Here is a 26,925-nt window from a genome sequence, read left to right on the forward strand (position 1 = left end):
GACCCCAAAATGCTGTGGCACAATCTGCACCCCTTGTCGCGATGGGCTCTAAAAAAGTGGCGAAAGCGCTTAAATATCAAAGAGTTAGCGGCAGGTTCGATTTGGGGACGTGGTGAAATTGGTAGACACGCCAGATTTAGGTTCTGGTGCCGAAAGGTGTGGGAGTTCGAGTCTCCCCGTCCCCACCAAATTAAAAGCCTTGAAGTCCGTGTGACTTGCCCTGGAGGGGTAGGTGCGGGCTTCTTGTGTATTTGGCGGCAGCACAAAAGTATTGTTTTGGTGCTGGGCCTACGAGGTTACTGACTAAGTCTCGGTGACCCGGTATTCGTTGGCGCTGCGGCGCGATTACAGAGATAGTCTCACGAGGATAAACATGCAGGTTTCCATCGAAACTACTTCCGGTCTGGAGCGTCGTTTAACGGTCAACTTGCCGGCAGAAATTGTCGACAAAGAAGTGGATAAGCGCCTCCAGCAGGCTGCTAAGACTGTTCGCATCAATGGCTTCCGTAAAGGCAAGGTGCCGATGAAGGTTGTTCGTCAGCGCTTTGGTGCCGGCGTTCGTCAGGAAGTTCTGGGTGAGGTGATGAGCCGTTCTTTCTACGAAGCGGTACAGAAGGAAGAGGTTAAACCTGCCGGCCAGCCTAGCATTGAAGCTAAGCAGACTGCTGCTGGCGAAAACCTGGAGTACGTTGCTACTTTCGAGGTTTACCCTGAAGTTGAACTCGCTGACCTGGCTGAGATCGCTGTAGAGCGTCCTGTTGCAGAAGTTACTGATGCTGACGTGAAGAACATGATCGATGTTCTGCGCAAGCAACAGTCCTCCTGGAAAGATACCAAGCGCAAAGCTCAAAAGGGCGATCGTGTTGTTATCAACTTTGTTGGTCGCAAAGACGGCGAAGAGTTTGAAGGCGGCAAGGCCGAAGGTCACCAGTTGGTACTGGGTTCCGGCCAGATGATCCCTGGCTTCGAAGAAGGCATTCTGGGCATGAAGCCCGGTGAAGAGAAAGACATTGATCTGACCTTCCCGGAAGATTACCAGGCAGAAGAGCTTCGCGGTGCTGCTGTTACCTTTAATATCAAGGTGACTTCTTCCGAGAAGCCTGAACTTCCCGAGCTGAACGAAGAGTTCTTCAAAGCTTACGGTGTTCAGGAAGGTGGTGAAGAGAAGTTCCGTGAGGAAGTTCGCAATAACATGCAGCGTGAGCTGAAAAATGCCGCTCTGAACAAAGTTAAGACCCAGATCATGGATCAGCTGTTCGAGAAGCATCCAGTTGAGCTGCCGTCCGCTCTGGTTGCCAGTGAAGTAACCACCCTGCGTGGTCAAATGGTTCAGCAGTTTGGTGGTCAGATCAAGGCTGAAGATGCCGAGCGCATGTTGCCTGACACTATGTTCGAAGAGCAGGCAAAACGCCGTGTAGTTCTCGGTCTGGTAGTTGGTGAGATTGTTAAGCAGAATGAGCTTTCTGTTGATGCCGATCGCGTAAAGGCGAAAGTTGAAGAGCTGGCTTCTACCTACCAGCAGCCGCAAGAAGTGGTTGACTACTACTACAGCAACCGTGAGCTGCTGTCTGGTGTTGAGTCTGTTGTACTGGAAGACCAGGTTGTTGATCACGTACTGGCTTCAGCTAAAGTATCTGAAGTTGACAGCAGCTACGACGAAGTGATTAAGCCGCAAAAACAAGGCTAATCTCTCACTTCATTCAGGTGTTAGGTGGCGTCCGCTCAAGCGTGACGCCCCTACATCTCCTTCCTTTTTACCGGCTGGCTTTCTCTCGCCTGACCGGTTAAGCTCTGAAAACCAAATTTTTCAGCATGGGCATACGATGCCTATTCGCTGGCCTGCCGAATACGCCACAAAAGGAAGCAATGGTACCTATGGCACGAATTGATTTTCCAAAAGCTTCGATAGAGCCCTCAGCATCAGGTTTAGTTCCCATGGTGGTAGAGCAAACCGCCAGAGGGGAGCGCTCATTTGATATTTATTCTCGCCTGTTAAAAGAGCGTGTGATCTTCCTGGTCGGGCCTGTAGAAGACCACATGGCCAACCTGGTTGTTGCGCAGCTGCTTTTCCTCGAGGCAGAAAATCCGGATAAGGATATTCACCTCTACATTAATTCACCGGGCGGTTCGGTAACTGCCGGCATGTCTATCTATGACACCATGCAGTTCATTAAGCCTGACGTCAGCACTATGTGCATTGGGCAGGCCTGTAGTATGGGCGCCTTCTTGTTGACTGCCGGTGCTGAAGGCAAACGCTTCGTAACACCAAACTCCCGTGTGATGATTCACCAGCCCAGCGGTGGGGCCCAAGGGCAGGCGAGCGATATCCACATTCACGCCCAGGAAATCCTCAAGATTCGTCATCGTTTGAATGAGCTCATGGCGCATCACTCTGGACGTCCAGTCAGTGATATTGAGAGGGATACAGAGCGCGACAACTTTATGAGCGCCGATGAAGCCAAGGAATATGGCTTGGTCGATGATGTATTGTCTCGCCGACAGGCATTCGATAAGTAGATTTTTCTACATTAAAAGTTTGCCGGAGGCGGATTTCAGCGAAAGTTAGTTTTTTTGACAGGCTGGCTTTCGTTGGGACTTGAAAATCACGCCAAAAGGCAGCATCTTGCTGGGTAAGCTGAATTTAGGGCCCTGGCCGGCCAGTGACGACGGAGTATTTTGATGACCGACAAAAGCAGCGGAGAGGACAGCGGAAAATTGCTGTACTGCTCTTTCTGTGGCAAGAGCCAACAGGAAGTGCGGAAGTTAATCGCTGGGCCGTCAGTCTTTATCTGCGATGAATGTGTCGAGCTGTGTACCGACATTATTCGTGAAGAAGTACAAGAGACTGCGGAGGGGCCTGAAGGGCGCCTGCCGACACCCCGTGAGATTACTGAAATCCTCGATCAGTATGTGATTGGGCAGGAGAGAGCCAAGCGTGTGCTGGCTGTCGCCGTATACAATCACTACAAGCGTCTGCGCACCAAGTCTGGTGTTAAAAGTAAGGATGAAGTAGAGCTCAGCAAGTCTAATATTTTGCTGGTAGGCCCAACCGGCAGTGGTAAAACCCTTCTTGCCGAGACCCTGGCTCGCCTGCTCAATGTTCCTTTCACTATTGCCGATGCAACCACCCTGACCGAAGCTGGTTATGTGGGTGAGGATGTTGAGAATATCATCCAGAAGCTTTTGCAGAAGTGTGATTACGATGTAGAAAAAGCCCAGCAGGGTATCGTCTATATCGATGAGATCGACAAAATTTCGCGCAAGTCAGACAACCCTTCAATTACCCGTGATGTGTCCGGTGAAGGTGTGCAGCAAGCACTACTGAAGTTGATTGAAGGCACTGTGGCGTCTGTGCCGCCGCAGGGTGGACGCAAGCATCCGCAGCAGGAATTCTTGCAGGTCGACACCTCCAATATCCTGTTTATTTGTGGCGGCGCTTTTGCGGGGCTGGATAAGGTTATCCGCGATCGCTCGGAGAAGGGTGGAATTGGTTTCAGTGCAGAGGTTAAATCGAAGGATGGCACCAGTAATTTTGGTGAGATCCTGCGCGACCTGGAGCCTGAAGACCTGGTTCGTTACGGACTGATCCCGGAGTTTGTTGGACGCCTACCGGTGACCGCAACTTTGGAAGAGTTGGACCGTGAGGCTCTGGTACAGATTCTCACCGAGCCACGCAATGCCTTGACCAAACAGTACGCAAAACTGTTTGAGATGGAAGATGTAGAACTGGATTTCCGCCCCGATGCGTTGGATGCAGTTGCCACCAAGGCAATGGAGCGGAAAACAGGCGCCCGTGGCCTGCGCTCTATCATGGAGTCCGTATTGTTGGAGACCATGTATGACATCCCATCCACAGATAATGTGGTGAAAGTTGTGATTGACGAGGCGGTCATTAAAGGCGAATCAGCCCCGCTGCTGGTTTATGAGAGTGAGTCCCAGCCGCAGAAGGCGGCGCCGGAAGAGTAGCTCAAATCCCACCTCAAAAAGCCCCAATATTGGGGCTTTTTTTATAGTTTTTTCTGATTACCCGGGTATCTAACTACCTGTCTGGGTATTCCTGGCTCGAATAGCACTCTTAGCTCGGCACAAATTGGTCGCGAGATTAGACTTGTATTTCGGGCCCTTCCCCCCCATTACTAGCATCTGAAGGGCGGTGGCCCAGGTTAAGCTGTCAATTCCAACAGCAGCATGATGCCGCGCCAAATACCCAGTGATAGGGCCGAGAGGAGTTCTATGGATCAGTCATCCGACACCACACTTGAATATCCGTTGTTGCCATTGCGCGATGTTGTTGTTTACCCCCATATGGTGATCCCGCTTTTTGTCGGCAGGGAAAAGTCCATAGAGGCCCTGGAAGAGGCCATGCGCAGGGATAAGCAGGTATTGCTTGTGGCGCAGCGAAAGGCATCTGAGGATGACCCAGGTGCAGACGATATCTATCGCGTGGGCACTATTGCCAGTGTCTTGCAGTTACTCAAACTCCCCGATGGCACTGTGAAGGTGCTAGTAGAAGGGGGGGAGCGCGTAAATATCCACGAAGTGATGGAGAGGGAGAACCATTTCGAGGCGACCGTTTCGCCGATGGAAACGCAGGAGTTGCCGGAAGGCGAAGCAGATGCCCTTGTGCGCTCTGTGATGTCTCAGTTTGAACAGTACGTTTCTGTAAGCAAGAAAGTCCCCAATGAGGTTATTACTTCTTTGTCGGGAATTGATGAACCTGGCCGCTTGGCAGATACCATTTCTGCACATATGTCCCTTGAGCTGGCTCAGAAGCAAGAGCTTCTGGAGACTCTCAGTGTTAAAGAGCGTTTGGAGCATTTGCTGGGCCTTATGGATGCTGAAATCGACCTGATTCAGGTGGAAAAACGCATTCGTGGGCGTGTGAAAAAGCAGATGGAGAAAAGCCAACGCGAGTACTATCTCAATGAGCAGATGAAGGCGATTCAAAAAGAATTGGGCGAGATCACCGAAGAGCCCAATGAAATTGAAGAGCTGGAAAACAAAATTGCCGAATCCGGTATGAGTGCGGAAGCAGAGAAGAAAACCCGGGCTGAGCTGGCTAAATTGAAAATGATGTCGCCTATGTCTGCGGAAGCTTCGGTTTTACGCAGTTATATCGACTGGATGTTGAGCCTGCCCTGGAAAAAAGCCAGCCGGGTGAGACACGATTTGGTTAAAGCCGAGGAAATTCTCGAGAAAGAACACTACGGCTTGGAAGAGGTTAAAGAGCGGATTCTGGAATACCTCGCGGTACAGAAGCGAGTGAAAAAAGTGAAAGGGCCGATCTTATGTTTGGTTGGTCCTCCCGGGGTGGGTAAAACCTCCCTCGGTCAATCTATTGCCCGAGCAACAAATCGTCAGTATGTGCGTATGGCCCTGGGTGGCGTTCGCGATGAAGCTGAGATTCGCGGGCATCGACGCACTTATATTGGCTCACTGCCGGGCAAGCTGATTCAGAAAATTTCGAAAGTTGGAGTGAAGAATCCCCTGTTCCTGCTCGATGAGGTCGACAAAATGGGGATGGACCAGCGCGGCGATCCCGCCTCAGCGCTTCTTGAGGTTTTGGATCCGGAGCAGAATAAAACCTTCAATGATCACTACTTAGAAGTGGATTACGACCTTTCCGATGTGATGTTTGTCTGCACCTCTAACTCAATGAATATTCCAGGCCCGTTGCTGGATCGTATGGAAGTTATTCGAATCCCCGGTTATACCGAGGACGAAAAACTGAATATTGCACAGCGCTATCTTGTTCCGAAGCAGCGCAAAGCCAACGGCCTTAAAGATGATGAGCTGGATCTTTCCGATGACAGCATCCGAGATATTGTCCGCTACTACACCCGTGAAGCGGGTGTGCGTGGCCTGGACCGGGAGATTGCCAAGATCTGCCGCAAGGTAGTAACGGAGCACGTTCGCAATCCTTCAGAGAAGAAGGCTGTAATACAGCCAGAGCAACTTGAAGAGCTTCTCGGTGTTCGCAAGTTTGATTTTGGCCGTGCAGAGGAAGAGGACAAAATCGGAATTGTTACCGGTCTTGCCTGGACCGAGGTGGGTGGTGAGCTTCTTAACATTGAAGCTTCAGCTGTGCCGGGTAAAGGGCGCATGATCAAAACCGGCTCCCTCGGCGATGTTATGCAGGAGTCTATTCAGGCGGCCTTGACGGTTGTGCGTTCTCGCTCCCAGGCGCTGGGAATAGGTCCGGACTTCCACGAGACCCGGGATATTCATATCCACGTGCCTGAAGGTGCCACCCCCAAAGATGGCCCTTCGGCGGGTATTGCCATGTGCACCGCTTTGGTGTCTGTGTTAACGGACATTCCCGTGCGCTCAGATGTGGCAATGACCGGAGAAATTACTCTACGTGGAGAAGTTTTAAGAATTGGTGGTCTTAAAGAAAAGTTATTGGCAGCGCATCGAGGCGGTATAAAAACTGTACTGATTCCTGCTGATAACGAGCGAGATCTGAAGGATATTCCCGATAATATTCTCCAGGACTTGGTAGTTAGGCCCGTTAAGTGGATCGATCAGGTACTTGAGCTGGCGCTCGAACACAAGCCTGAATCCCTGTCTGATGAAGAGTATTCCGCCTTACAGAAAAAGGCAGAGGAGCGCTCGCAGCGAGGAATCCAAACTCACTGACTCTTGTAATGGGGTGACTTTTGTCGCCCCTTTACAACTTGCAAGGCCAAAACTTCGCCAATCAGGCTATCTACGCTGCTTGAAAAGTGTGCATCTGCCCGGAAACCCGCATGGTTCCTTGACCCGCTTCTGGGCAGTTGGTATAAAACGGGGCTTATTGCCCGGCGCGTAAATTGCCGAAGGCTAAAAAATTTAAAGTATGGGTGTCTTTTGTAGATCACCCGAAGCATATTTAAAAAGAACAGAGGGATTAAGCGTGAATAAGTCCGAACTGATTGAAGCAATTGCCGCATCTGCAGATATTCCAAAAGCAGCAGCTGGCCGTGCTTTGGACGCAATGGTTGATAGCATCACTGATGCCCTGAAAAAAGGTGATCAAGTTGCCCTCGTTGGCTTCGGTACCTTTGCTGTGAAAGAGCGTGCAGCTCGTACTGGTCGCAATCCTCGCACTGGCGATCCCATTGAAATCGCTGCGGCAAAAATTCCTAACTTCAAGGCCGGTAAAGCCCTGAAAGACGCTGTAAACTAAGTTTTCAGCAGGCTTTGAGACTTTGTAAAAGAGTCTGAATGTCAAAGAGGCGTGTCAGTTGGGATGCGCCTTTTTTGTATCTGATAGCAGTTAAAAACAATTAATTTTCGGAGCTGAGCATGCTTCAGTCCATGCGTGACAACCTGAAAGGGACAGCCGCGATTATTGTCGCAGCCTTTTTCGGTTTTATTATGGTCATTGGGGGAATTGATTTCTTCACCGGTGCCAGTGGAGGTGCTGCCGATGCGGTAGCCGAGGTTAATGGCGAAAAAATTACAAACTTGGATTTGCAACGCGCAATTCAAAATCGCCGCAATATGATCATTAGTCAGTACGGCGAAGATGTGCCCGCTGATTTAATCAGCGATGAGCAGTTGCGTGAGCCAGTTTTACGCCAGTTGGTTTCCAGTGCTGTGATGCGCCAAGCTGCTCAGGACAGCGGTATGGTGATGAGCTCTGCGGCGGTCGACAGAGCGATCGTGGGAATTCCGGCTTTTCAGGTGAACGGCAGTTTTGATCCGCAAATGTACCGCGATGCTTTGCGTCGTATGGGGTATAGCCCTGCAGGCTTCCGCCAGATTATGGAAAATGATATGGCGCTGGAGCAGTACGCAAATAGTGTGGTTGAAAGTGCTTTTACTACCCAGGCGGATGCAGAACAGATTGTTGCCGCCTCTATGGAAGAGCGTGATTTTGATTACGTGGTGATGCCAGTTGAAGGCCTGCTAGCAGAGATTCAGGTTTCGGATGCTGAAGTAGAACAGTACTACCAGGAGAATCAAGGGCAATACCAGCGTCCAGAGCAGGTGGCGGTTGAGTATATTGAGCTAACTCCTGAAGTATTTGCCGGTAACATTGATATTTCTGAAAGCGATGTTCGCGCTCAGTACGAGCAAGAGCTGAAAGGTTTCGCATCGGAACTTCGCCGTCGTGCTGCACATATTTTGCTTGAAGAAGCTGACGCAGAAAAAATTGCTGAGATTCAGAGCAAACTGGATGCCGGCGAAGATTTCGCCGAGTTGGCAAAGACTTACTCCCAAGACGTAGGCTCTGCGGAGGAAGGCGGTGAGTTGGGTTACACCACAGGTGATGTATTCCCAGAGGCATTCGAGCAGGCCTTGGCCGCGCTGGAAGTGGGTCAGGTTTCTGCTCCAGTGACCACCGATAGTGGAACTCACTTTATCAAGTTGTTGGAAGTAGAGCAGAGTGAACCGCCGAGCTTCGAAGAGCAAAAAGTGGCGATCGAAAAGCGACTGCGTGCATCCGTTGCCGAGCGCGAGTTTGTTGACGCCTTGTCCCGTCTCGCCGATTTGGCATACAACGCGGACAACCTGGCTGAGCCCGCTGAAGAGTTGGGTGTTCCCCTGAAGACTGCCAATCTGTTTTCGCGCGAGAGCGCATCTGGCGTCCTTTCTAACGGGCAGGTTATCGAGGCTGCTTTCTCTGTGGGAGTGAAGGAAGATGGCAATACTTCAGATGTGATCAACCTGAACAATGAGCATTCTGTCGTTTTGCGGGTCACCGACTCCAAGCCCGCGGGTACCTACCCTCTGGAAGAGGTTCGCCAGCAAATTGTTGACCGTTTGAAGCGTGATAAGGCCAGTGAGCAATTGGCTAAGCAAGCGGAAGAGCTTAAAGAGAAGCTCGCTACTGGTACTAGTTTTGCAGAACTGGCAGAAGCGCAAGGTTTAACCCTGGAGACCAGTGATAAAACTCGTCGCGGTGGTTTTGCTCAGCGCGGTGAGATTAATGCCAAGGCATTTGCATTGCCTGCACCATCTGCTGGCAAAGATGAAGTGACCAGCTTCGCTACAAATAATGGTGATCTGGTAGTTCTCGATCTGCGCAGCGTGCGCCCGGGCGAACTGTCCAAGCAGAGCAAAGAGCAGCGTCAGGCACTGATGCAGCAATTGGCCTCTGTAAATGGTGGGGCCGAGTTAGCAGCTATCCAGCGCTACTTGTCCGATCAGGCAAAAATCGATCTGGCCTCATCTGCCGAGTAACGGTTGTTATTGAGCCATAAAAAAACCCGGCAATTGCCGGGTTTTTTTATGGCTAACTCCCTGTAGGGTAGTGTGCGCTTTAAGTGTTGCTGGCACTATCCACAAATAAGGTTAAGCGCTGTCCGGGTTGTAAATACTTGGACTTGTTTATCTTATTCCAGCGGAGAATATCATCGATTTCGATACTGAATTTATTGGCTATCCGATATAGAGAGTCGCCGCTGCGTACCCGGTAAGAAACCTTGCGGGTAGTGCGGTTGTTCTCTGATACTGCGGGGGAGCCGTTGTAAGCCACCAGGGTGCGTCCAGGGCGCAGGGTGTCTCCCGGTGCCATGCTGTTCCAGCTGGCCAGTTGCTTTACGGTCACATCCAGCTTGCGTGAAATCCCCCAAAGGCTGTCGCCAGGGCGTACAGTGTAATTAACTTTCTGGCCCTTGCCGGAAGACTGCTTGCGTTTAACTCGCTGATCGAGTGCGTAGGCGTACTGTCCCGCGGGGCCCGATGCGCTGGGGATTAAGAGTGTTTTACCGGCGCGAATATTATTGCTGCGCAGTTTGTTTGTCTCGCGTATCGCTCCGACGGTGGTCTGGTAGCGGCGAGCGATAGTGGAGAGGGTGTCGCCTCGGGCAATGGTGTAGCGCTGCCAGCTTACCCTCTCTTCCTTGGGAAGTTGTGCCAGGGCGCTCTCAAACTTTTCCTGGGTCTCTATTGGGATCAGTAGTTGGTGGTTTCCGTTGGGGTCGGTTGCCCAGCGGTTATAGCCTGGGTTCAGTAGGTACAGTTCTTCAATCTCAATTTCTGCAAGTTCTGCAGCTTGGGCCAGATCGATCTGACTGCCTACATCGACACGGGCGTAGTAGGGCTCATTGGAGACATCATGCAGTGGGATTTTGTAATGGTCCGGGCGGGATATAACCTCCGCCAGAGCCAGCAGCTGGGGTACATAGCGCTTGGTTTCCCGCGGCAGTTTGAGATCCCAATAACTGGTGCCAAGCCCGTTGCGACGATTGCGCTCTACGGCTCTGCGAACCGTTCCCTCACCGGCGTTGTAAGCAGCGAGTGCCAGCTCCCAGTCCCCATCAAAGCGATCGTGTAGGTAGTTGAAGTACTTTGCCGCAGCCTGGGTGGATTCATGGACATCGCGGCGTCCGTCATACCACCAGTTTTGCTCGAGCCCGAAAGAGCGCCCGGTGGCCGGGATAAACTGCCACATACCGGAAGCCCGGGCGTGGGAGTAGGCGAAGGGGTCGTATGCACTCTCGACAATGGGGAGCAGCGCTAATTCAAGTGGGAGATTTGCCTGTTCCAGCTGTTCTGCAACATGGAAAATATAGCGACGAGAGCGCTCCGTTACCCGAGCCATATAGCCCTCGTTGCGGGCGAAGTAAGCAATATATTCCTTAACCTTGGGGTCGCTGGTGTGGTGATCCAGGGCGAACCCCTGACGAAGTCTTGCCCAGATGTCTACGGGGGGAGGGACCGCTTCAGAGGGTTCGTGTTTTTTAACAGCTCGGTCACTCGCGACAGAGGTTTCCTCTGCAGGGATATTTTCAGTTTCAGGCGCAGAGGCCTGTTCCGGTAATTGCGAGCAGGCCCCTACCGTAGCGGCTAGTAATGCTACGGCAAAATTCTTGTGAACCATGTGTGATATCCGCGAGTCTTTCTTGTAATTCATCCTGACGCATTTCAGAACAATTATTGGTAAAGCGCCAGGCATTTAGTCAATTACTTTCGATTCTAATTAGGCAAATTAGTTTCGGTCAATATTGACGGTTAAAAAGTATGCGAATTGCTAGTTTATCACCCAGCCTGAGAGGAGTTTAGGTGAAGTTGGGCGTTTAGAAGTTGTCCTTCCAGCCGCGCAAGCTCGCAAAAATATCTACGTTATCGCTTCCGTCATTTAACTCCGGTCTCGAATTGATAGCTGTCTGCCTAACTTCCGGATACTGACAGCGAAGAAATGGGTTGGTGTCTAGCTCAAGGGCGATAGTTGAAGGCAAAGTTGGCTTGTTTTCTACTCTCAAGGCTTTGCACTGAGCAACCCTTGCCTCAATGGCTTGATTGTTAGGCTCTACCGCTTGGGCAAACTTCAGGTTGGCGAGTGTGTACTCGTGTGCAGGATAAACAAAAGTTGCGGCGGGTAATTTACTGAGCTTTTGCAGAGAATGGTACATCTGCTCTGGAGTGCCTTCGAACAACCTGCCGCAGCCAGCGGAAAAAAGAGTGTCACCACAAAAAAGGTGTAATTGTTCACCGCCTGCTGCTGTGGTTTCATTCAAAACCAAAGCTATGTGGTCTAGAGTGTGCCCCGGAACAGCGTGTACCTGGAAGGGCATGCCAAGGACCTGTAAGGAATCTCCACCGGCAATGGGGTGAGTGACACCAGGTATGTGCTCGGGGCCATAGACAGGGCACTGGTACTGGTGGCAAAGCGTTTCGATGCCACCGGTATGGTCATAGTGGTGATGAGTAATGAGAATGCCGTTGAGCCTGGTCCCCTCTAGGGCCTTTTCTACTGGCACAGCATCACCAGGGTCGACTACCCAGTGCTGGCCATCTTTTTGCAGGTGCCAGATATAGTTGTCATTAAAGGCGGGGATTGGCGTGATGGATAGCATAATCGAATCGTCTTTTCGCTGAATAGCAGAACAATATCATGGAAGGCGTGAGACGGTGTGAATTGTTACCTGAGGACTGGTTTACTTAGAGTAAGGCCCTGGAAACATCGCCCGAGTGTAGAATTGAATAGCTGTTAGATTGATCAATGGAGATATGATGACCGGAAAGAGCAGGCCTGGTAATGATGAGGAGCAATCCCCTCTTGGCAAGGTCTGCCCAGCGCTATCCCATTGGTTTTCCAGTTCGCTGGGAGAGGAGATTCTCTCGCAACAGCTGGCGTTGGCCCAACCCTTAGTGGAGGGCTTTTTCGGTTACCACTTTCTACAGGCCAGTGTGACCCAGTCCGTTGACTTTGGCGCCTCCAGCCGTATCAATCATCGTTTTCGATTGGGGGCAACTTCTGAGCAGGGCGGGGCTGCGATAGTGGAGTTCGAGCAACTGCCCCTCCCCGCCGATTCAATCGATGTAGTACTGCTGCATCACCTTTTGGACTTTTCCAGTCATCCCCACCAAGTATTGAGAGAGGCGGCCAGGGTTTTGATACCCGGTGGTCATATGCTGCTAATCGGGTTTAACCCGTTTTCCTTGCTCGGCTTGTCCCGCCTGCTATTTTCCAGGGGGGCTTACCAGCGCGGAAATCAACTGCGTGCTGCTCGAATTGCCGACTGGATGAATCTGTTGGACTTGCAGGCTGAGAGGGTAGATCGCGGCTTCTTCCGCTTGCCATTACAGCAAAAGGAATTGCTATCCAAGACGGCTTGGATGGAGCGCCTTGGCTCCCGCTTGCACTTGCCATGGGGGGGCTTTTACATCATAGTCGCCCGCAAAGAAGTGGCACGTGTTCGCACTATTAAAATCAACTGGCGGGCCGAGAGAAAGCCCGCTTTGGTTGCCACCCCGTCGAGCCCTCGCGTTGCAGCACGCGGGAAGCATCAAAAGCGCTGATTTCGCTGAAAATCAGCCCCATATCTAATTTTGGCGTAAGTTTTGAAACAAATTACTATCTATACAGATGGCGCTTGTCGCGGTAATCCTGGTCCCGGCGGTTGGGGTGCCCTGTTGGTGTACGGTGAGCGGGAGAAAGAGTTGTTTGGTGGGGAGGCGCATACCACCAATAATCGCATGGAATTGTTAGCTGCAATCAAAGCTCTGGAGGCTCTTAAACAGCCGTGCAAAGTTGACTTACATACTGACTCACAGTACCTGCGCCAGGGAATTACCGGCTGGATTAACAACTGGAAAAAGAACGGTTGGAAGACAGCGAGTAAGAAGCCTGTCAAAAATGCAGACCTATGGCGGCAGTTGGATGAGAGCGTCTCCCAGCATGATGTAGAGTGGCACTGGGTTAAAGGTCATGCCGGCCACCCGGGCAATGAGCGGGCCGATCAGTTGGCAAATCGCGGCGTCGATGAGCTGGAGTCCTGAGGGGAATATTGCATATGCGTCAAGTGGTTCTCGATACAGAGACAACAGGTCTCGATCCCAAAAGCGGCCATCGTATTATTGAAATTGGTTGCGTAGAGCTGGTTAATCGGAAGTTGACTGGCCGTCACTATCACCAGTACATCAACCCGCAGCGACAAGTGGAAGATGGGGCTATTGAGGTCCATGGAATTACTAATGAATTCCTGGCGGACAAACCCGTATTCGCTCAGATCGCCGATGAATTTATGACCTTCTGTGAAGGTGCAGAGCTGGTTATTCACAACGCGCCCTTCGATGTCGGTTTTATTGATGCTGAGCTGAGGCTGCTGGGTAATCCGCGCTGGCGCAATGTCAATGCGCATTGTGGGGTTTTGGATACCCTGACAATGGCCCGGGAAAAGCACCCTGGGCAGAAAAACAATCTGGACGCCCTTTGTAAGCGCTACTTTGTCGATAACTCCCAGCGGGATTTGCACGGCGCATTACTGGATGCGGAGATTCTTGCCGACGTCTACCTGATGATGACCGGTGGCCAAACCGATTTGGTGTTGGCACAGGGTGATTCCTCGGAAGGGGAGGAAGGTAAGAAGGCGGAAAATGATGTGGCGGGTGAAGCCATTCGTCGCCTATCGGCAGATCGCGCGTCCCTGCTAGTAGCGCGTGCTACGCCACAGGAAGCTGAAGCGCATCAATCGATGCTAGGTTTGCTGGAGAAATCAGCGGGCAAACACTTCTGGTAGCACATCAATGAAGAGGTGTTCTCTTTAACCTTGATGTTTATTGTGCTTTTCTTTTTCTGAGTGGGTGGGAATTATCAATCCCCACCCATCCAGATAGTCTCTAATACAAGCTCTCTTTAGATCGCGTAGACCACGCAAATCAAAGCAACAATACTCAGTACGATGGTGTAGGGCAGAGCCATGATCACCATGCGGCCATAAGATAGGCGTATGAGAGGTGCCAGGGCCGATGTCAGCAGGAACAAAAATGCAGCTTGTCCATTGGGAGTGGCAACGCTGGGTAGGTTGGTTCCGGTATTGATGGCAATGGCCAGCTTGTCAAAATGTTCTCGGGTAATGTCGCCTGCAGTGAGGGCAGCTTTAACTTCGTTAATATAAACCGTTGCCACAAAAACATTGTCGCTAATCATCGACAAGATACCGTTTGCCATGAATAGCAATCCTGGCTGCTGTTCGGGCTTTTGTGCGAGAACGAAGTTGGTTACAGGCTCGAATAGGTGTTGCTGGTGAATCACTGCAACAATTGCAAAGAAAACCACGAGCAGTGCAGTAAATGGCAGTGCCTCTTCAAACGCGTGGCCGATTCTAGCTTCTTGAACAACGCCGTTAAACGAGGTCAGAAGTACAATAATCATCAGGCCAATGATACCGACTTCGGCAACATGAAATGCCAGGGCAAAAACCAGAACCACAGCGACAATGCCCTGAATCCACAGCTCGGCAACCTGAGCCGAGGTGCGCTTCTTTTCTTCCTCTTTGGAAAAATTAACCAGTACCTCACGTACGGCGCTAGGGAGCTGGGCTCCATAGCCAAACATTTTAATTTTCTCTAAAAAGAAACAAGTAACTAGGCCGGCAAAGAATGTTGGAATGGTTACTGGGGCCATCTGCAGGAAAAACTGTACAAATTCCCACCCGGCTTTCTCAGCGATCAGTAGGTTTTGCGGTTCTCCAACCAAGGTGCAAACACCACCGAGAGCAGTGCCTACGGCGCCATGCATGATCAGGCTGCGAAGGTAGGCTCGAAACTGGTCCAAGTCTTCGCGGTGATACTCCACGACATGCTCATCGTTGGAGTGGTCGTGGTCGTTGTGGTGGTGTGGCTGCTGGGAGGCGACCCGGTGATAGACTGAGTAAAAGCCTACGGCAACCGCAATCAGAACAGCAGTTACGGTCAAGGCATCTAAGAATGCTGACAGTACTGCAGATACAGCACAGAAAAGTAGTGACAGCAGAGATTTTGAATTCACATTAATCAAAATTTTAGTGAATACAAATAGAAGCAGGCTCTTCATGAAGTAAATGCCGGCCACCATAAACATTAGCAGCAGAATAACTTCGATATTCTCAACTACCTCGTGGTAGACGGCATCGGTGCTTGTCATACCCATCAATACGGCTTCAATTGCGAGTAGTCCGCCGGGTTGAAGTGGGTAACACTTCAGGGCCATCGCCAGGGTAAAAATGAATTCACCAATAAGGACCCAGCCTGTTACAAAAGGCCCCGATACATACAGTATTAATGGGTTGAGAAGCAAAAAGGCGGCTATGGTCAATTTGTACCAGTCAGGCGCTTCGCCGAGAAAATTTTCGGCAAAGGCGCGACCAAATCCGCCGCCGGATGCCGCAATGGTGTTGTTGTAAGTGTTCATCATTTACTTCCTTGGTTAACCCATTGGTGTGGGTCAAAATGGAATCTTTGGGAATCGGCGGTGTATGCGAAATAGATACCTGAGCTCAATTATCGCTGCGTGCTTCCCCGGGTTTATTGTGCACAGATTGATTGGTTTTTGTTCTTTAACACAAAAAAACGTACAGCTTTAAACTTGAAAGTAGCAAACGCTACTGGGTTTTCTGGAAAATTCAAGTAATTTAGGGGCTTCAGCCCCGCCGCTAGGTTATTTGTCGATTATTCGGTGGAAATTGTTTGGCGAAAGGTGGACTCTTTTATTTATTGGGGTAAATTGCCCTTAATGAGGCCAGAATCATCCTGATCTGGTTGTTTTTTGTTCGATTATAGGAAGAATGCAGCGGTGCAGCCAAAGACTGAATTGCGCAAGATCAATATCACTTCTGTCAATGTAGTGAAGGATGAGCTGGTAGCTACCATCGATAATGCCGCCTCACACTTGGATAAATTTGCCGCGGATACTTCCCAAAAGCAGGCTCTTGAACAGAGTTTGGCTGCACTCAGGCAGGTCAGTGGAGTATTGCAGATGGTGCAGCTCCAGGCAGCTGAGCTCCTCGCCCAAGAGAAAATCAAAGCGCTTACAGAGGTGTTAGAGGAGAGACAGAGCGCCTCAGAAGAACTGATGGAAGCGCTGGGCACAGGTTTTTACGTAATGGGACGCTACTTGGATTTTGTCCAAAGTCGTGCCATTGCCCGTCCAGAATTGCTGATTCCCTATATCAATAATTTGCGTGCGGCCCGGTCTCAGCCCCCTGTGCCGGAAAGTCATTTTTTCCGTTGTAACTTGGAGGGGGCTGTGCCTGGTGCAGGGGCTTCTGCGGTAATGTCGGAAGACTTGAATAGTTTTGTTCGCCGATTCCGCCATATGTACCAGGTTGGTTTGTTGGCTCTGTTGCGAGGTAAACCTCGGGGCCCAGCGTACACGATGATGTCTCGCGCCCTTGAGAGAATCGCAAGCATCACCATGGGGCGCCCAAATGGGCGTTTATGGGTGGTAGCAGGGGCGGCACTTGCAGGCATGGCCTCCCAGGAAATGCGCATCAGTCGATCCCGGGTGATGGTTTTCAGTATGTTTGATCGCTGGCTACGAGCTTTGCAAAAAGAGTGTGATACAGCTTTAGATCAGCCTGCGCCACCGATTTTGCTGAAAGAGTGCCTCTATTGGCTGACTCTTTCCAAGCCCGAGGGTTTTGGTGGCAAGTTGCTGGAGGCCTTCTCCGCAGAGCCTCTTGATTACAGCGAAGAGGAATTAGAGCGGGAGCGAGCCACCCTTGGAGGCCCCGGCGCCACGGCAATTACCGCAGTTGCTAACGCCTTAGAGGAGGAGTTGTCCGGTGTGCGCCGGATGTTGGATGACGCTGAGTTAATTGGTACTACTACCTTGGATGCAGAAGATGGCCTCGCTTCTTCTCTACAGAGAGTGGCCGGTACCTTGCAGATGCTCAATTTTAAGCGGGTTGGAGAGAGTCTGCGCAGCGCGGTTGCGGAATACCAGAGTGCCTCCGGCGCGGGTGGTTCCATAGCGGACAGCGCACTGCAAAAACTGACAGGCCAGGTGTTGATGGTCGATAGCACGGTAAGAGCGCTCAAGCAGAGTACTTCTATTGATCTGGATGAATACGGTCATGCGGATATTGCCTTTGAGCACAGCCAGCTGGCGGAAGCGGAAGTGGCTGTACTTAAAGAGGCAGAAGCCGGTTTGGCGTTGATTAAGAGAGCGCTGGCGGCCTATGCAGAGTCCGACTTTGATCATGGCCATATTCGCAATGTTTCCACTACTTTGAACTCAGTGCGCGGAGGCTTGATCGTTCTCAACTTAAGTAGAGCGGCGGCCGTAGTTGAAGGTTTGCTGAACTTTGTTGAAACTGTTATCGACCGTCATGATGCCGGCCCTGAAGTAGAGCAATCTTTACATATTTTTGCCGATGCGATTATCAGCCTTGAGTACTACCTGGGAGAGGTAAAGCTGCATAGGCAAGCAGATATTCAATCCCTCAGTCTCGCTATCGAAAGCTTGACTGCTCTGGGTTATCCCGTTGAGGCCGCATAATTAAGGAGGTCTCCTTGGTAGATAAGTTTGTCCCAGCAGATAATGTGTGGGCAGTCCCGGAATTTTCCCAGCATATCCTGATTGCTGATGGGCTGATTCTCTGCCGAGGAGATTTTTTCCTCCACGACGCCCAGGTATTGGTAGCAGAGGCTGTTCAATCCAGCCACTATTTGGGAGAGCTAAGTGGGCGGGCGTGTGGTGTCCACGTTTTGTCTCGCCAGGTTGAAATTGCCGGCTATGAATGGCGAAACCTGCGCAGCCTGCTGACTTTGGTTGAGGAGCCGATGTTTGCATTGGCTGGGCGGGCGCTACAGATTTCCCATTGGGATAGCCAACATCGATTTTGCGGTCGTTGTGGCACTCCCACCATCTATCACTCTAATGATCGCGCTCGCACCTGCCCGGCTTGTGATCTTACTGTCTACCCCAGAATCTCCCCCTGTGTAATTATGCTTGTTACACGGGGAGATGAGTGTCTCTTGGCTCGTCATGCCTCGCGTCGAAATGCAACTTATACGGCCCTCGCTGGGTTTATAGAGCCCGGTGAGAGTGCAGAACAAGCGCTGGTGCGTGAAGTCTATGAGGAAGTGGGGCTCAAAGTGGGTGCCCTGGAGTATGTGGGGAGCCAATCCTGGCCTTTTCCCGGGCAGTTGATGATCGGGTATTTGGCGGAGTGGCAAGGTGGGGGATTGTGCTTGGACCCCAATGAGATAGAAGAGGCAAACTGGTTCCACTACAGTTCATTGCCAGCTATACCGCCCATACAAACCCTGTCCGGCCGCTTGATCCACACTTTTGTCGAAAAGGCTGCAGCGAAGAACCGCCCGTAAGGTTGGTTTAAAGATGTTGCGCAGTATCAGGGAGTAGAAATCATAATGTATATAGCGATTACCTTTATTATTGCCATCCTGGCGTTGTTGTTTGTGTTTTGGGGGGCGCGAGTCCTGCTATCGGGAAATTGGTTCCTGGGGTTTATACGTGGCTCCGCCGGTCTTTTTCTTTTTGCAACTGCCCTTTGGATTGTTCTGATTGCTGCAGATGTTTACAGCTATAGAAACCTGGCTGAAGAGCACAGTGTTGGTATTGTTTCGTTTCGTAAAATTGCCGAGCAGCAATTTGAAGTCAAGTTTTCTGATGCGGATGGTATAGCGCAAAAGTTTGAATTGCTTGGGGATCAGTGGCAGTTGGATGCCCGAATGCTCAAGTGGCAGGGTCCATTAGCCCGCTGGGGAATTAAGCCTGCTTATCGTCTGGACAGGTTGAGTGGCCGCTATCTCACGCTACAGGATGAGCGAGCTCGCGAGCGTTCTGTCCATGAAATAGAGGGGGCGAACTATGGCGTGGATGTCTGGCAGTTTGTACGCGGTGTTGATCGCAAGTTGCCCTTTGTTGATGCGGTATATGGCAGTGCCACATTTCTACCTATGGAGGACGGTGCGGTTTACGAGGTGCGTATTAGCCACAGCGGTTTGTTGGCTCGCCCCCTTAATCAGCGAGCAACTTCCGCCCTGGAAGGTTGGCAGTAAAATACTGAAGCTAAATAAAAATTAGTTAAGACGGAAAATGGAGTCTAAGTGGAATTTTTAATTGAATACGGCCTTTTTCTAGCCAAAATTGTTACGGTTGTCGTGGCCTTAATGGTGTTGATAGGTTTTATTTTTGCAAATCGAGAGCAGCTGAAAGAGCGTGTTCAGGGGCATATCACAGTTACACATTTGAATGATCGCTATGAGCAGTTTAAAGAAACACTGCTTGAAGCTGTGATGGATAAGCACGAATTCGCCCGTCGTAAAAAGCAAATGGCGAAAGAGAAGAAAACTCAGGAAAAAGCCCTAGCTAAAAAACATAAAGCTGAGAGCAAAAAGCAGCCTGAAAAAAGTGCTGCTACTTCTTCCGACGTTGCTAAAGAGGAAGGAGAGCGTGAGTCCAAGAGTATAAAAGGGGAGTTGGTCTCCGAGCGCAAGCGTGTCTTTGTTATGCAATTTAATGGGGATATCAAAGCGAGTGCGCTTTCCCATTTGCGTGAAGAGGTGACGGCCATTCTTCAAGTGGCAGAGTCCGGAGATGAAGTTCTCCTTTGTCTTGAAAGCCCTGGGGGCATGGTGGCGAACTATGGCTTGGCCGCCAGCCAGTTAACCAGGATTCGTAGTGCAGGTATCCATTTGACTATTGCTGTCGATAAAGTGGCTGCCAGCGGGGGCTACATGATGGCCTGTGTTGCAGACCGTATTCTGGCAGCACCCTTTGCGATGTTGGGCTCTATTGGTGTTTTAGCTCAGATGCCGAATTTTAACCGCCTGCTGAAGCGCAATGATATCGATTACGAACTGTTTACTGCGGGCCAGTACAAGCGCACTGTAACCATGTTTGGTGAAAATACTGAGGAAGGTAAACAGAAGTTCCAAGAGGATTTAGATGAGATCCATATTCTGTTTCAGCACTTTGTCGGGGAGTACCGTCAAAAACTCGACGTCGACAAAGTTGCCACGGGCGAGGTTTGGTTCGGGCAAAAAGCCCTATCCTTGGGACTGGTCGATGAGCTGAAAACATCAGATGAATACTTGACCAGTTGTGCTAAGGACTGCGACTTATATCAGGTGGAATTCAAAGAGCGGAAAAATATTGCTAAGAAAATAGGGCTGGCGGCAGAAGCCGGTGTGGAATCGGCGGTCACTCGTCTCTTTTCACGGCTGGCAGCTCTGCGTCATCAGGCTCAATAGTTGTAACGTTACAGGTTGATAGTGTTGCGGGATATACCCCATGGAAATAGATAGGGATGAAAAATTTCGGGCAATTCAGGTTGCCGAAGTAGCTTCGGGAAAGTTTGACCAGTCTGTTGTTGAGCGTCAACTTTCTGAGCTTCCCGATAACCCGTTGCTGTTGGCCGTAAGTTATTCATCCTTGAATTTCAAAGATTCTTTATCTGCGTTTGGCAATCGTGGGATTACTAATACTTACCCCCATACCCCGGGTATTGATGCGGTGGGCAAAGTGCTGTTCGATCGGAGCAATACGTTTCAACCGGGTGCCGAATTATTGGTCAATGGCTACGATTTGGGCATGAATACTTCTGGTGGACTTGCAGAGCGTATTGCCGTTCCTCCGCAATGGGCCTTGCCAGTCCCCGAGGGCCTAACAGCTTGGGAGTCTATGGCACTGGGTACGGCTGGTTTTACCGCCGCGCTTTGTGTTGAAAAACTCCTGGAGTCCGGCGCATCTCCTGAGGATGGAGAGATTCTGGTAACAGGTTCAACCGGGGGCGTCGGCTCTGTTGCCGTCGCCTTGCTGGCGAAGCTAGGCTTTCGTGTCGCAGCAGTGACGGGAAAGTTGGAGTCTGCTGATTATTTGGCGAGATTGGGTGCATGGAAGGTTCTCGACCGGGATACACTGGCCCCTTTTGCCAATAAGGCGATGGCCAAGCCATTGTGGGCTTGGGCTGTAGATACTGTGGGGGGGGAAACGCTTTTTAATGTCATTAAATCCCTGCGCTACGGCGGCGGAGTGGCTGCTTGTGGTATGGCTTCAGGTGCTCAATTTCACGCCAATGTATTTCCATTTATCTTGCGCGGTATTAGTTTGTTGGGTGTGGATAGCGCTGTTTTGCCAATAGAAAAGAAGGCAGAAGTATGGAAGCGGTTGGGCAGTGAGTGGTATATCGGCGATAAGCTCGACAGTATTGCGGAGAATATTAGCCTTGATCAGGCTCCAGAGTTTCTTGCGCGCTTAAATAGAGGGCATGGAATAGGTCGTTACGTTGTAGATATGGCTCTCTAATAGATCTATCGATTTAGAATAATAAGTACACTTAAAAGATTCTATTTATCTTACCAAATATCCCCGACAACTCTGAATCTGAGTTGTATATGGGCTTTTTTCTCAATAGCCTTTAAGCGGACTCTGTTGTTTGCGGGCTTGTTGTATTGGAAGAAAAATTTGTCGACAAGTAACAGTGAAAGTAACAAACCTGGCCAGCGTAACGCTCTGGTTCTCTCTGGGGGAGGTGCGCGTGCTGCCTATCAAGCGGGCGTTTTAAGGGCGCTTGCGGAACTGGTTCCAGAAGATAATCCTCGGCCCTTTCAAATAATCTGCGGCACCTCTGCAGGAGCTATGAACGCGATGCTTCTCGCCTCTCATACAGGTACCTTTAAAGAAGCTGTCGACAGAATGTGCTCAGTTTGGTTGCAGCTTAGTGTTGAGCAGGTTTATCGCACCAGTTGGCGTAGTTTGCTTGGAAATCTGTTTTCTATCAGTCGTTCGCTCTTGAACCAAGGTGTGGGTAGACAAAAACCTTTGGCACTCCTGGATAACAGTCCGCTGCGCAGCTTGGTTGAGCGCGAGATAAACTTTGACAATATTCAAAAAAATATTTCGGCTGGGCATTTGCATGCCACAAGTGTTAATGCGCTTTCTTATAGTGAAGGGCAGTCCGTCAGTTTTTTTCAGGGAGCGGAGAATGTTAAAGGATGGCAGCGGTTTCGTCGCTTTGGAGTGCCCACTCAATTAACCTCGGACCACCTATTGGCATCGGCAGCAATTCCTGCCATTTTCCCGGCGGTCAAATTGGATGGGGTTTATTTTTGCGATGGTGCCATTCGTCTGATGGCCCCGATTAGTCCCGCACTGCATCTCGGTGCCAAGCGTGTCTTTGTGGTGGGTGTGTCGGACAACCGTTCTCCAGCCCATTGGGGGAGTCGCAACAGTCCTGCGCAGATGGAGTCCCCTTCGATGGCGCAAATAGCTGCTCAGTTATTCAATGCCGCATTTATCGATAGCTTGGAGGCAGACTTGGAGCATCTGGATCGAGTAAATATGTTACTTGACTATGTGGATCCAACAGATCATTCGGATTTGAAATTGTTACGTTCGGTAGAGTCGGTTGTTATTGAGCCCTCGCAGAGTTTAGGGCGTCTTAGTGGCAGAAAACTTGGTCACCTTCCCTCGGCGCTACGCTGGTTATTCCGCTCAACGGGTGCGACCAATCCCGGTGGCGGTGTTTCTGCAGCCAGTTATTTATTATTTGAAAGGCCATATATCGAAGAGCTTATCGATCTCGGCTATCAGGATGCCATGTGGGAAAAAGATAAATTGCGCAGTTTTCTACAGCCGGAGCCGGAAGGTAAAACTGAGCGCAAGGGGCTCTTTGGGATTCGCAGTAAATCTCAAGAAGAGGCTTCTCACGGTAATTCTGAACACTGACCTTAGTTTCTCTCCCCTCATTGGCGTGACTAGCGCCTTTCATCTCAGTGAATATTTTTGCATCAAGTTTCTAAAGGGCGTTAAACGCCCTTAAATCCAATATTGTTCCGCCAAGACGGCGGAAGCCTTTAGCATTTATTTTCGCGCTTTCTTATGATTTTCTCGGGCTATGTGCGCCCTCACTCATCCGAACAAGTAGCTTCTATATTTAATAGTGATGTCAATGCTGTCGGGTATTATTCAAGATGTTTTCTGTATTTTTACTCGTGACTCTTTTTTCATTTAGTACAGGTAATCAGGATTTCGCCCAGATGATCGGTAGGGTTGATCGGGTTGAATATTTGGGGGGAGGCTTGGTTGTTTCTGGGTGGGCTTGTCAGAAAGGAGTATTCAAGTCAGTTTCTGTTGGTCTTTATCTAGGTAGCGATAGTAGAAGCGGGTTTCCATTAAAAATTTCCAGAGCTGATCAGGCGTCGTCAAAAGGAATTGCCAATATATGTGATACTCAGGGCGTTCCCCATGGATTCAAGTTCTATTTGAATTATGAGGAAATGAAAAAATTTGTAAGAAAGAAGATCTATGTATATGGGTTTTCATCAAATCAAGGCAGATTCAGTGCAATTTCAAATTCTGGTAGATATCGGGTTGGGATCCCCTACATGAAATATACCGATATTACCTTGTTGCGAAGAACTTTTGATTTGCAACCACTGACAACGTTTGATGATCAGCATTTAAACTTAATTCCAATGCCCGGTAATGGGTATGCACTGGAAGCTCAGTACATTCCTTATGAAAAGGGTTCGGAGAGAATTAGTACATCAACCCAATTAGCCAAATCTGTTTCATCGGCAACTCTCGCTTACGATGTGAAGTTTCATCGGAACTTCGAATTTGTTAAGGGCGGTAAGCTACACGGTCTTGCTGGTGGGGGGCAGGCTTCAGGATGCGTACCTATCGATCCGAAGAGTTGGAGTGTGCGGGTTAAGTTTGGTGCGGAGGGTAGGGTCGGGCTCTATACCTATCATCAGGATAGAGTCGCTCGGTGTGGAGATGGGTATCAAGGGAATGACAGCTTTAGATTTGAGCGGGATACTTGGTATCGGATTGAGTTGTTTGTGCAATTAAATAGCAGTGCAAATAATGCTGACGGATATATCGAGCTATTTATAAATGGCAAAAAAATTGTAGAGGAACAAGGGTTGCGGCTGACTGGTAGTGATAGGGTAGCTATTGATAAATTTCAGTTCAGTACTTTTCATGGCGGTAGTTCAGCTTTGTGGTCACCCTCCAAAAAAGTCTATGCCTACTTTGACAATATTTCAGTGAAGCAAGGGAGAAAGATATATGGCCTTAAGGGGGCTGAATGCGAAAATGAGAAAGCTGGAATATATAATGGGTCGGGAGCTTGCTGTTTCAGCTCGTGTGGGGCCTGTGGCGGCCCTGGATGCGGCCAATTAAATGGCGGAAGCTCAGCCTGTTGCATATCGGAAATTATTAATTCAGCGCCATTGTGCTCTTATCCTGGGCAAACCGCCCCATGCACTATGTAAGGCTTGGCTTGAGGGGTTCTGAGTAACTCAGGGGCTTTATAATTTAAGGTTGCCATTTAAATCGCTGAATTAATTGCAAGAAACTTCCCTGTATTTCGCATTGTATTTTCAGCTGAGAACCGCTCACCGGATGTTCAAGCTTGAGTTCAGATGCGTGCAAAAGCAGTCTAGAGCACTCGAGCCTGTTGGCAAAGAAACGATTATGGGTTGACTTTCCATATTTCGGGCAGCCAATCAGAGGGTGATGGATATGCTTGAAATGCCTTCTTATTTGATGGCGCCGCCCTGTTTTCAATTGGATTTCTACCAGGGAATACCGGCTGGTCGGGTAGCGGTCAACCTCATAAGGTAACTCAATAGTCTCCAAGCGTCGGTGCAGTGTAACAGCCTGCTGACGTGGCAGATCCGTTTTCGGTCGCTTCCTCTGGTGTTTGAAGTCGGCAACGGGGGGGAGGGCATAGTCAATGACACCTTTTTCCGGGCTATATCCTCTACATACAGCAATATATTTTTTTGATGATAAATCACTTTCCAGCTGCTGCTGTACCTGAGCAGCAATCTCGCTGCTTTTCGCAAAAATAATAACACCGGAGGTAGGCTTATCCAGTCGATGTATTGGATAAAGAAAGCTACCACATAGGTCCCTCAAATATTGCAAAAGTACACGCTTTTCATGGCGGTCTATTTCTGATCTGTGAACAAGCCACCCCTCTGGTTTATAAGCGGCAAGTAAGTAGTCGTCTTCAAAGAGAATGGTAGGTTCTTGTGTGGTCATTTTGGGGGTGTGGCGACTGGACTGTAATTTCGGTAACACGATTTTATGGCATAGCGAGCCCTCAAGCTATGTTGAAAAGTAAAAGTTGGTCAGTGAATTCAGGGTAGAATTTTTATCGATAGACAAAAAACAGGCTTGACATGGTACCAAATGAGAATAAACTGCACCTAAATTCCATTGCTGATCTAGTTTCAAGGTTGGCATTCTAATTGGTAGTATTTTTGAAGTGGATCGCACCACTAAGGAGCCGTGAAATGCGAAATGTAGATATTAAGAGTTTATTTGTTTAATCGCTTTTCACGCACTTGAGCTTGGAAAGTGATATTGCTTTCCAAGCCAGACCTTCCAAAAGCCCTGGCAAATGCCGGGGCTTTTTTGTTTTAGCTTGGATTGCCGTTTCTGTTAAGTGGATTAATCCAGGGATAAAATATGCCTGTAAAAACAGTGTTAAATCGAAATGCACCGCCTGGCACGGTACCGGTAAAAATCTATACCGATGATATTGAGCCCAAGGCAATGCAACAGTTAAAGAGTATTGCTCAGCTTCCTATTGTGCACTCCCATGTTGCTGCTATGCCGGATGTGCATTTGGGAAAGGGGGCAACGGTAGGATCGGTGATCCCAACGGTAAGTGCGATAATTCCTGCTGCCGTTGGGGTGGATATCGGTTGTGGAATGAATGCGGTGCGAACTTCGCTACATGCCCATCAGCTGCCAGACAATCTGAAAGCACTGCGGGACGCCATTGAGGTGAAAGTGCCGGTTGGTCAGGGAAGACATAAACTGATCAGCGCCAGGGAATCTGCCTGCAAACTTTTAGCTCCCGGTGTGGATAGATTGTTTTCAAAGCATCCAGGGCTACTGAAGAGGCTGCATCAACCACAAAAAACCTGGGTGACCCAAATGGGTACATTGGGGGGTGGCAATCACTTTATCGAAATTTGTATTGATGAGAGTGGTGCTGTCTGGGTGATGTTGCATTCGGGGAGTCGAGGGATTGGCAATGCTATTGGTCAGCATTTTATCCAGTTGGCCCGACGGGATATGGCTGGGCATATGCACAATCTTCCGGATAAGGATCTGGCCTATTTCTCAGAAGGCTGCCAGAATTTTGACGATTATATTGAGGCGGTTAATTGGGCGCAGGAATATGCGCGCTGGAACAGGCAGGAAATGATGAAGCTTGTGCTTGGATGCCTGAAGGTCAGCTTACCAAAGTTTACTTTGACCACAGAGGCAATTAACTGCCACCACAATTATGTTGTTCGCGAGCGCCATTTTGATAGAGATGTATTCGTGACTCGCAAAGGGGCTATTAGTGCCCAGAGAGATCAACTGGGAATTATTCCCGGCTCTATGGGGGCTAAGTCATATATCGTGCGTGGGCTTGGCAATAAGGAATCCTTTTGTTCCTGCGCACACGGGGCTGGCCGAAAAATGAGTCGTACAGCGGCTCGCCAGCGTTTTACCAGAAAGGACTTGGAAGATCAGACCCAAGGTGTGCAATGCCGTAAAGATAAGGGCGTTCTGGATGAGATTCCTGCTGCTTATAAGGATATTGATCAGGTGATGGAGAACCAGTCCGATCTTGTGGAAGTGGTGCACACGCTACGCCAGGTAATTTGTATCAAGGGGTAAATAAGGAGGTATCAATACAAGTTTTGAGTGAGAAGATATTTGGAAGAGTGGATCTACTAAAAGTAAAA

At 49.7% G+C, this 26,925-nt stretch carries 21 protein-coding genes and 1 tRNA gene; 18 read left to right on the forward strand and 4 right to left on the reverse strand.

What is annotated here, in order from left to right; translation table 11 throughout:
* Positions 1-103 precede the first annotated feature (103 nt).
* The 7 genes from ACJJI8_RS14225 (at position 104) to ACJJI8_RS14255 (ending at position 9,171) form a co-directional block, all read left to right on the forward strand.
* Positions 104-188 (forward strand) — tRNA-Leu (locus ACJJI8_RS14225).
* Between the two features lie 185 nt (positions 189-373).
* A complete protein-coding gene (tig, locus tag ACJJI8_RS14230; RefSeq protein ID WP_444905767.1) occupies positions 374-1,687 on the forward strand; it encodes a trigger factor in 1,314 nt (437 codons plus the stop codon).
* 188 nt (positions 1,688-1,875) lie between these two features.
* Positions 1,876-2,517, forward strand: a complete 642-nt coding sequence (clpP, locus tag ACJJI8_RS14235) for an ATP-dependent Clp endopeptidase proteolytic subunit ClpP (RefSeq protein WP_282933430.1) — start codon at positions 1,876-1,878, stop codon at positions 2,515-2,517.
* A gap of 162 nt (positions 2,518-2,679) precedes the next feature.
* Entirely contained in the window at positions 2,680-3,966 is a 1,287-nt protein-coding gene (gene clpX / locus ACJJI8_RS14240) for an ATP-dependent Clp protease ATP-binding subunit ClpX (RefSeq protein ID WP_282933429.1), read from the forward strand.
* Positions 3,967-4,233: 267 nt separating this feature from the next.
* The gene (lon, locus tag ACJJI8_RS14245) at positions 4,234-6,639 is read left to right on the forward strand and encodes an endopeptidase La (protein WP_413665176.1); all 2,406 of its coding nucleotides are present in this window, start codon (positions 4,234-4,236) and stop codon (positions 6,637-6,639) included.
* 199 nt (positions 6,640-6,838) lie between these two features.
* A complete protein-coding gene (hbs, locus tag ACJJI8_RS14250; RefSeq protein WP_444896708.1) occupies positions 6,839-7,168 on the forward strand; it encodes a non-specific DNA-binding protein Hbs in 330 nt (109 codons plus the stop codon).
* A 119-nt stretch (positions 7,169-7,287) separates the two neighbouring features.
* A complete protein-coding gene (locus ACJJI8_RS14255; protein ID WP_444932760.1) occupies positions 7,288-9,171 on the forward strand; it encodes a SurA N-terminal domain-containing protein in 1,884 nt (627 codons plus the stop codon).
* 79 nt (positions 9,172-9,250) lie between these two features.
* On the opposite strand, the gene ACJJI8_RS14260 is transcribed toward ACJJI8_RS14255, so the two are convergent.
* On the reverse strand, positions 9,251-10,813 hold the full coding sequence (locus ACJJI8_RS14260) for a LysM peptidoglycan-binding domain-containing protein (protein ID WP_444905765.1): 1,563 nt from the start codon (positions 10,811-10,813) through the stop codon (positions 9,251-9,253).
* Positions 10,814-11,009: 196 nt separating this feature from the next.
* Entirely contained in the window at positions 11,010-11,789 is a 780-nt protein-coding gene (gloB, locus tag ACJJI8_RS14265; protein WP_444932761.1) for a hydroxyacylglutathione hydrolase, read from the reverse strand.
* A gap of 157 nt (positions 11,790-11,946) precedes the next feature.
* Here gloB and ACJJI8_RS14270 point away from each other — a divergent pair, with 157 nt between their 5' ends.
* The 3 genes from ACJJI8_RS14270 to dnaQ are packed head-to-tail and all read left to right on the forward strand — an operon-like array spanning position 11,947 to position 13,955.
* Positions 11,947-12,735, forward strand: coding sequence for a class I SAM-dependent methyltransferase (locus ACJJI8_RS14270; RefSeq protein ID WP_413665180.1), 789 nt, complete (start codon positions 11,947-11,949; stop codon positions 12,733-12,735).
* A 42-nt stretch (positions 12,736-12,777) separates the two neighbouring features.
* Entirely contained in the window at positions 12,778-13,215 is a 438-nt protein-coding gene (gene rnhA, locus ACJJI8_RS14275; RefSeq protein WP_413665181.1) for a ribonuclease HI, read from the forward strand.
* 14 nt (positions 13,216-13,229) lie between these two features.
* Positions 13,230-13,955: a DNA polymerase III subunit epsilon gene (dnaQ, locus tag ACJJI8_RS14280; RefSeq protein ID WP_444932762.1), complete on the forward strand. Its 726-nt coding sequence runs from the start codon at positions 13,230-13,232 to the stop codon at positions 13,953-13,955.
* 116 nt (positions 13,956-14,071) lie between these two features.
* Here the strand turns inward: dnaQ and nhaB are convergent, their stop codons facing one another.
* A complete protein-coding gene (gene nhaB, locus ACJJI8_RS14285) occupies positions 14,072-15,607 on the reverse strand; it encodes a sodium/proton antiporter NhaB (protein ID WP_444913384.1) in 1,536 nt (511 codons plus the stop codon).
* Positions 15,608-15,988: 381 nt separating this feature from the next.
* Here nhaB and ACJJI8_RS14290 point away from each other — a divergent pair, with 381 nt between their 5' ends.
* The 7 genes from ACJJI8_RS14290 to ACJJI8_RS14320 all read left to right on the forward strand — a co-directional run bounded on the left by ACJJI8_RS14290 (position 15,989) and on the right by ACJJI8_RS14320 (position 24,444).
* The gene (locus ACJJI8_RS14290; RefSeq protein ID WP_444905760.1) at positions 15,989-17,695 is read left to right on the forward strand and encodes a FimL-related protein; all 1,707 of its coding nucleotides are present in this window, start codon (positions 15,989-15,991) and stop codon (positions 17,693-17,695) included.
* A 14-nt stretch (positions 17,696-17,709) separates the two neighbouring features.
* The gene (gene nudC / locus ACJJI8_RS14295; RefSeq protein ID WP_444932763.1) at positions 17,710-18,525 is read left to right on the forward strand and encodes an NAD(+) diphosphatase; all 816 of its coding nucleotides are present in this window, start codon (positions 17,710-17,712) and stop codon (positions 18,523-18,525) included.
* 45 nt (positions 18,526-18,570) lie between these two features.
* Entirely contained in the window at positions 18,571-19,221 is a 651-nt protein-coding gene (locus ACJJI8_RS14300; protein WP_413665185.1) for a cation/multidrug efflux pump, read from the forward strand.
* 48 nt (positions 19,222-19,269) lie between these two features.
* Positions 19,270-20,415, forward strand: a complete 1,146-nt coding sequence (gene sohB, locus ACJJI8_RS14305; RefSeq protein WP_444932764.1) for a protease SohB — start codon at positions 19,270-19,272, stop codon at positions 20,413-20,415.
* 40 nt (positions 20,416-20,455) lie between these two features.
* Positions 20,456-21,469: a YhdH/YhfP family quinone oxidoreductase gene (locus ACJJI8_RS14310; protein ID WP_444932765.1), complete on the forward strand. Its 1,014-nt coding sequence runs from the start codon at positions 20,456-20,458 to the stop codon at positions 21,467-21,469.
* A gap of 159 nt (positions 21,470-21,628) precedes the next feature.
* Positions 21,629-22,891 carry a patatin-like phospholipase family protein gene (locus tag ACJJI8_RS14315; RefSeq protein ID WP_282933415.1) on the forward strand — a complete coding sequence of 421 codons (1,263 nt, stop codon included), beginning with the start codon at positions 21,629-21,631 and terminating at the stop codon, positions 22,889-22,891.
* A gap of 245 nt (positions 22,892-23,136) precedes the next feature.
* On the forward strand, positions 23,137-24,444 hold the full coding sequence (locus ACJJI8_RS14320; protein ID WP_444932766.1) for a polysaccharide lyase: 1,308 nt from the start codon (positions 23,137-23,139) through the stop codon (positions 24,442-24,444).
* Positions 24,445-24,487: 43 nt separating this feature from the next.
* Here ACJJI8_RS14320 and ACJJI8_RS14325 read toward each other — a convergent pair whose 3' ends face one another.
* Positions 24,488-25,219: a pseudouridine synthase gene (locus ACJJI8_RS14325; RefSeq protein WP_444932767.1), complete on the reverse strand. Its 732-nt coding sequence runs from the start codon at positions 25,217-25,219 to the stop codon at positions 24,488-24,490.
* A gap of 429 nt (positions 25,220-25,648) precedes the next feature.
* On the opposite strand from ACJJI8_RS14325, the gene ACJJI8_RS14330 reads away from it, so the two are divergent.
* Complete coding sequence (locus ACJJI8_RS14330) at positions 25,649-26,857, forward strand: RtcB family protein (RefSeq protein WP_444932768.1); 1,209 nt, start codon at positions 25,649-25,651, stop codon at positions 26,855-26,857.
* Positions 26,858-26,925 lie beyond the last annotated feature (68 nt).

Source organism: Microbulbifer maximicatervae (SeqCode) (assembly GCF_052467695.1).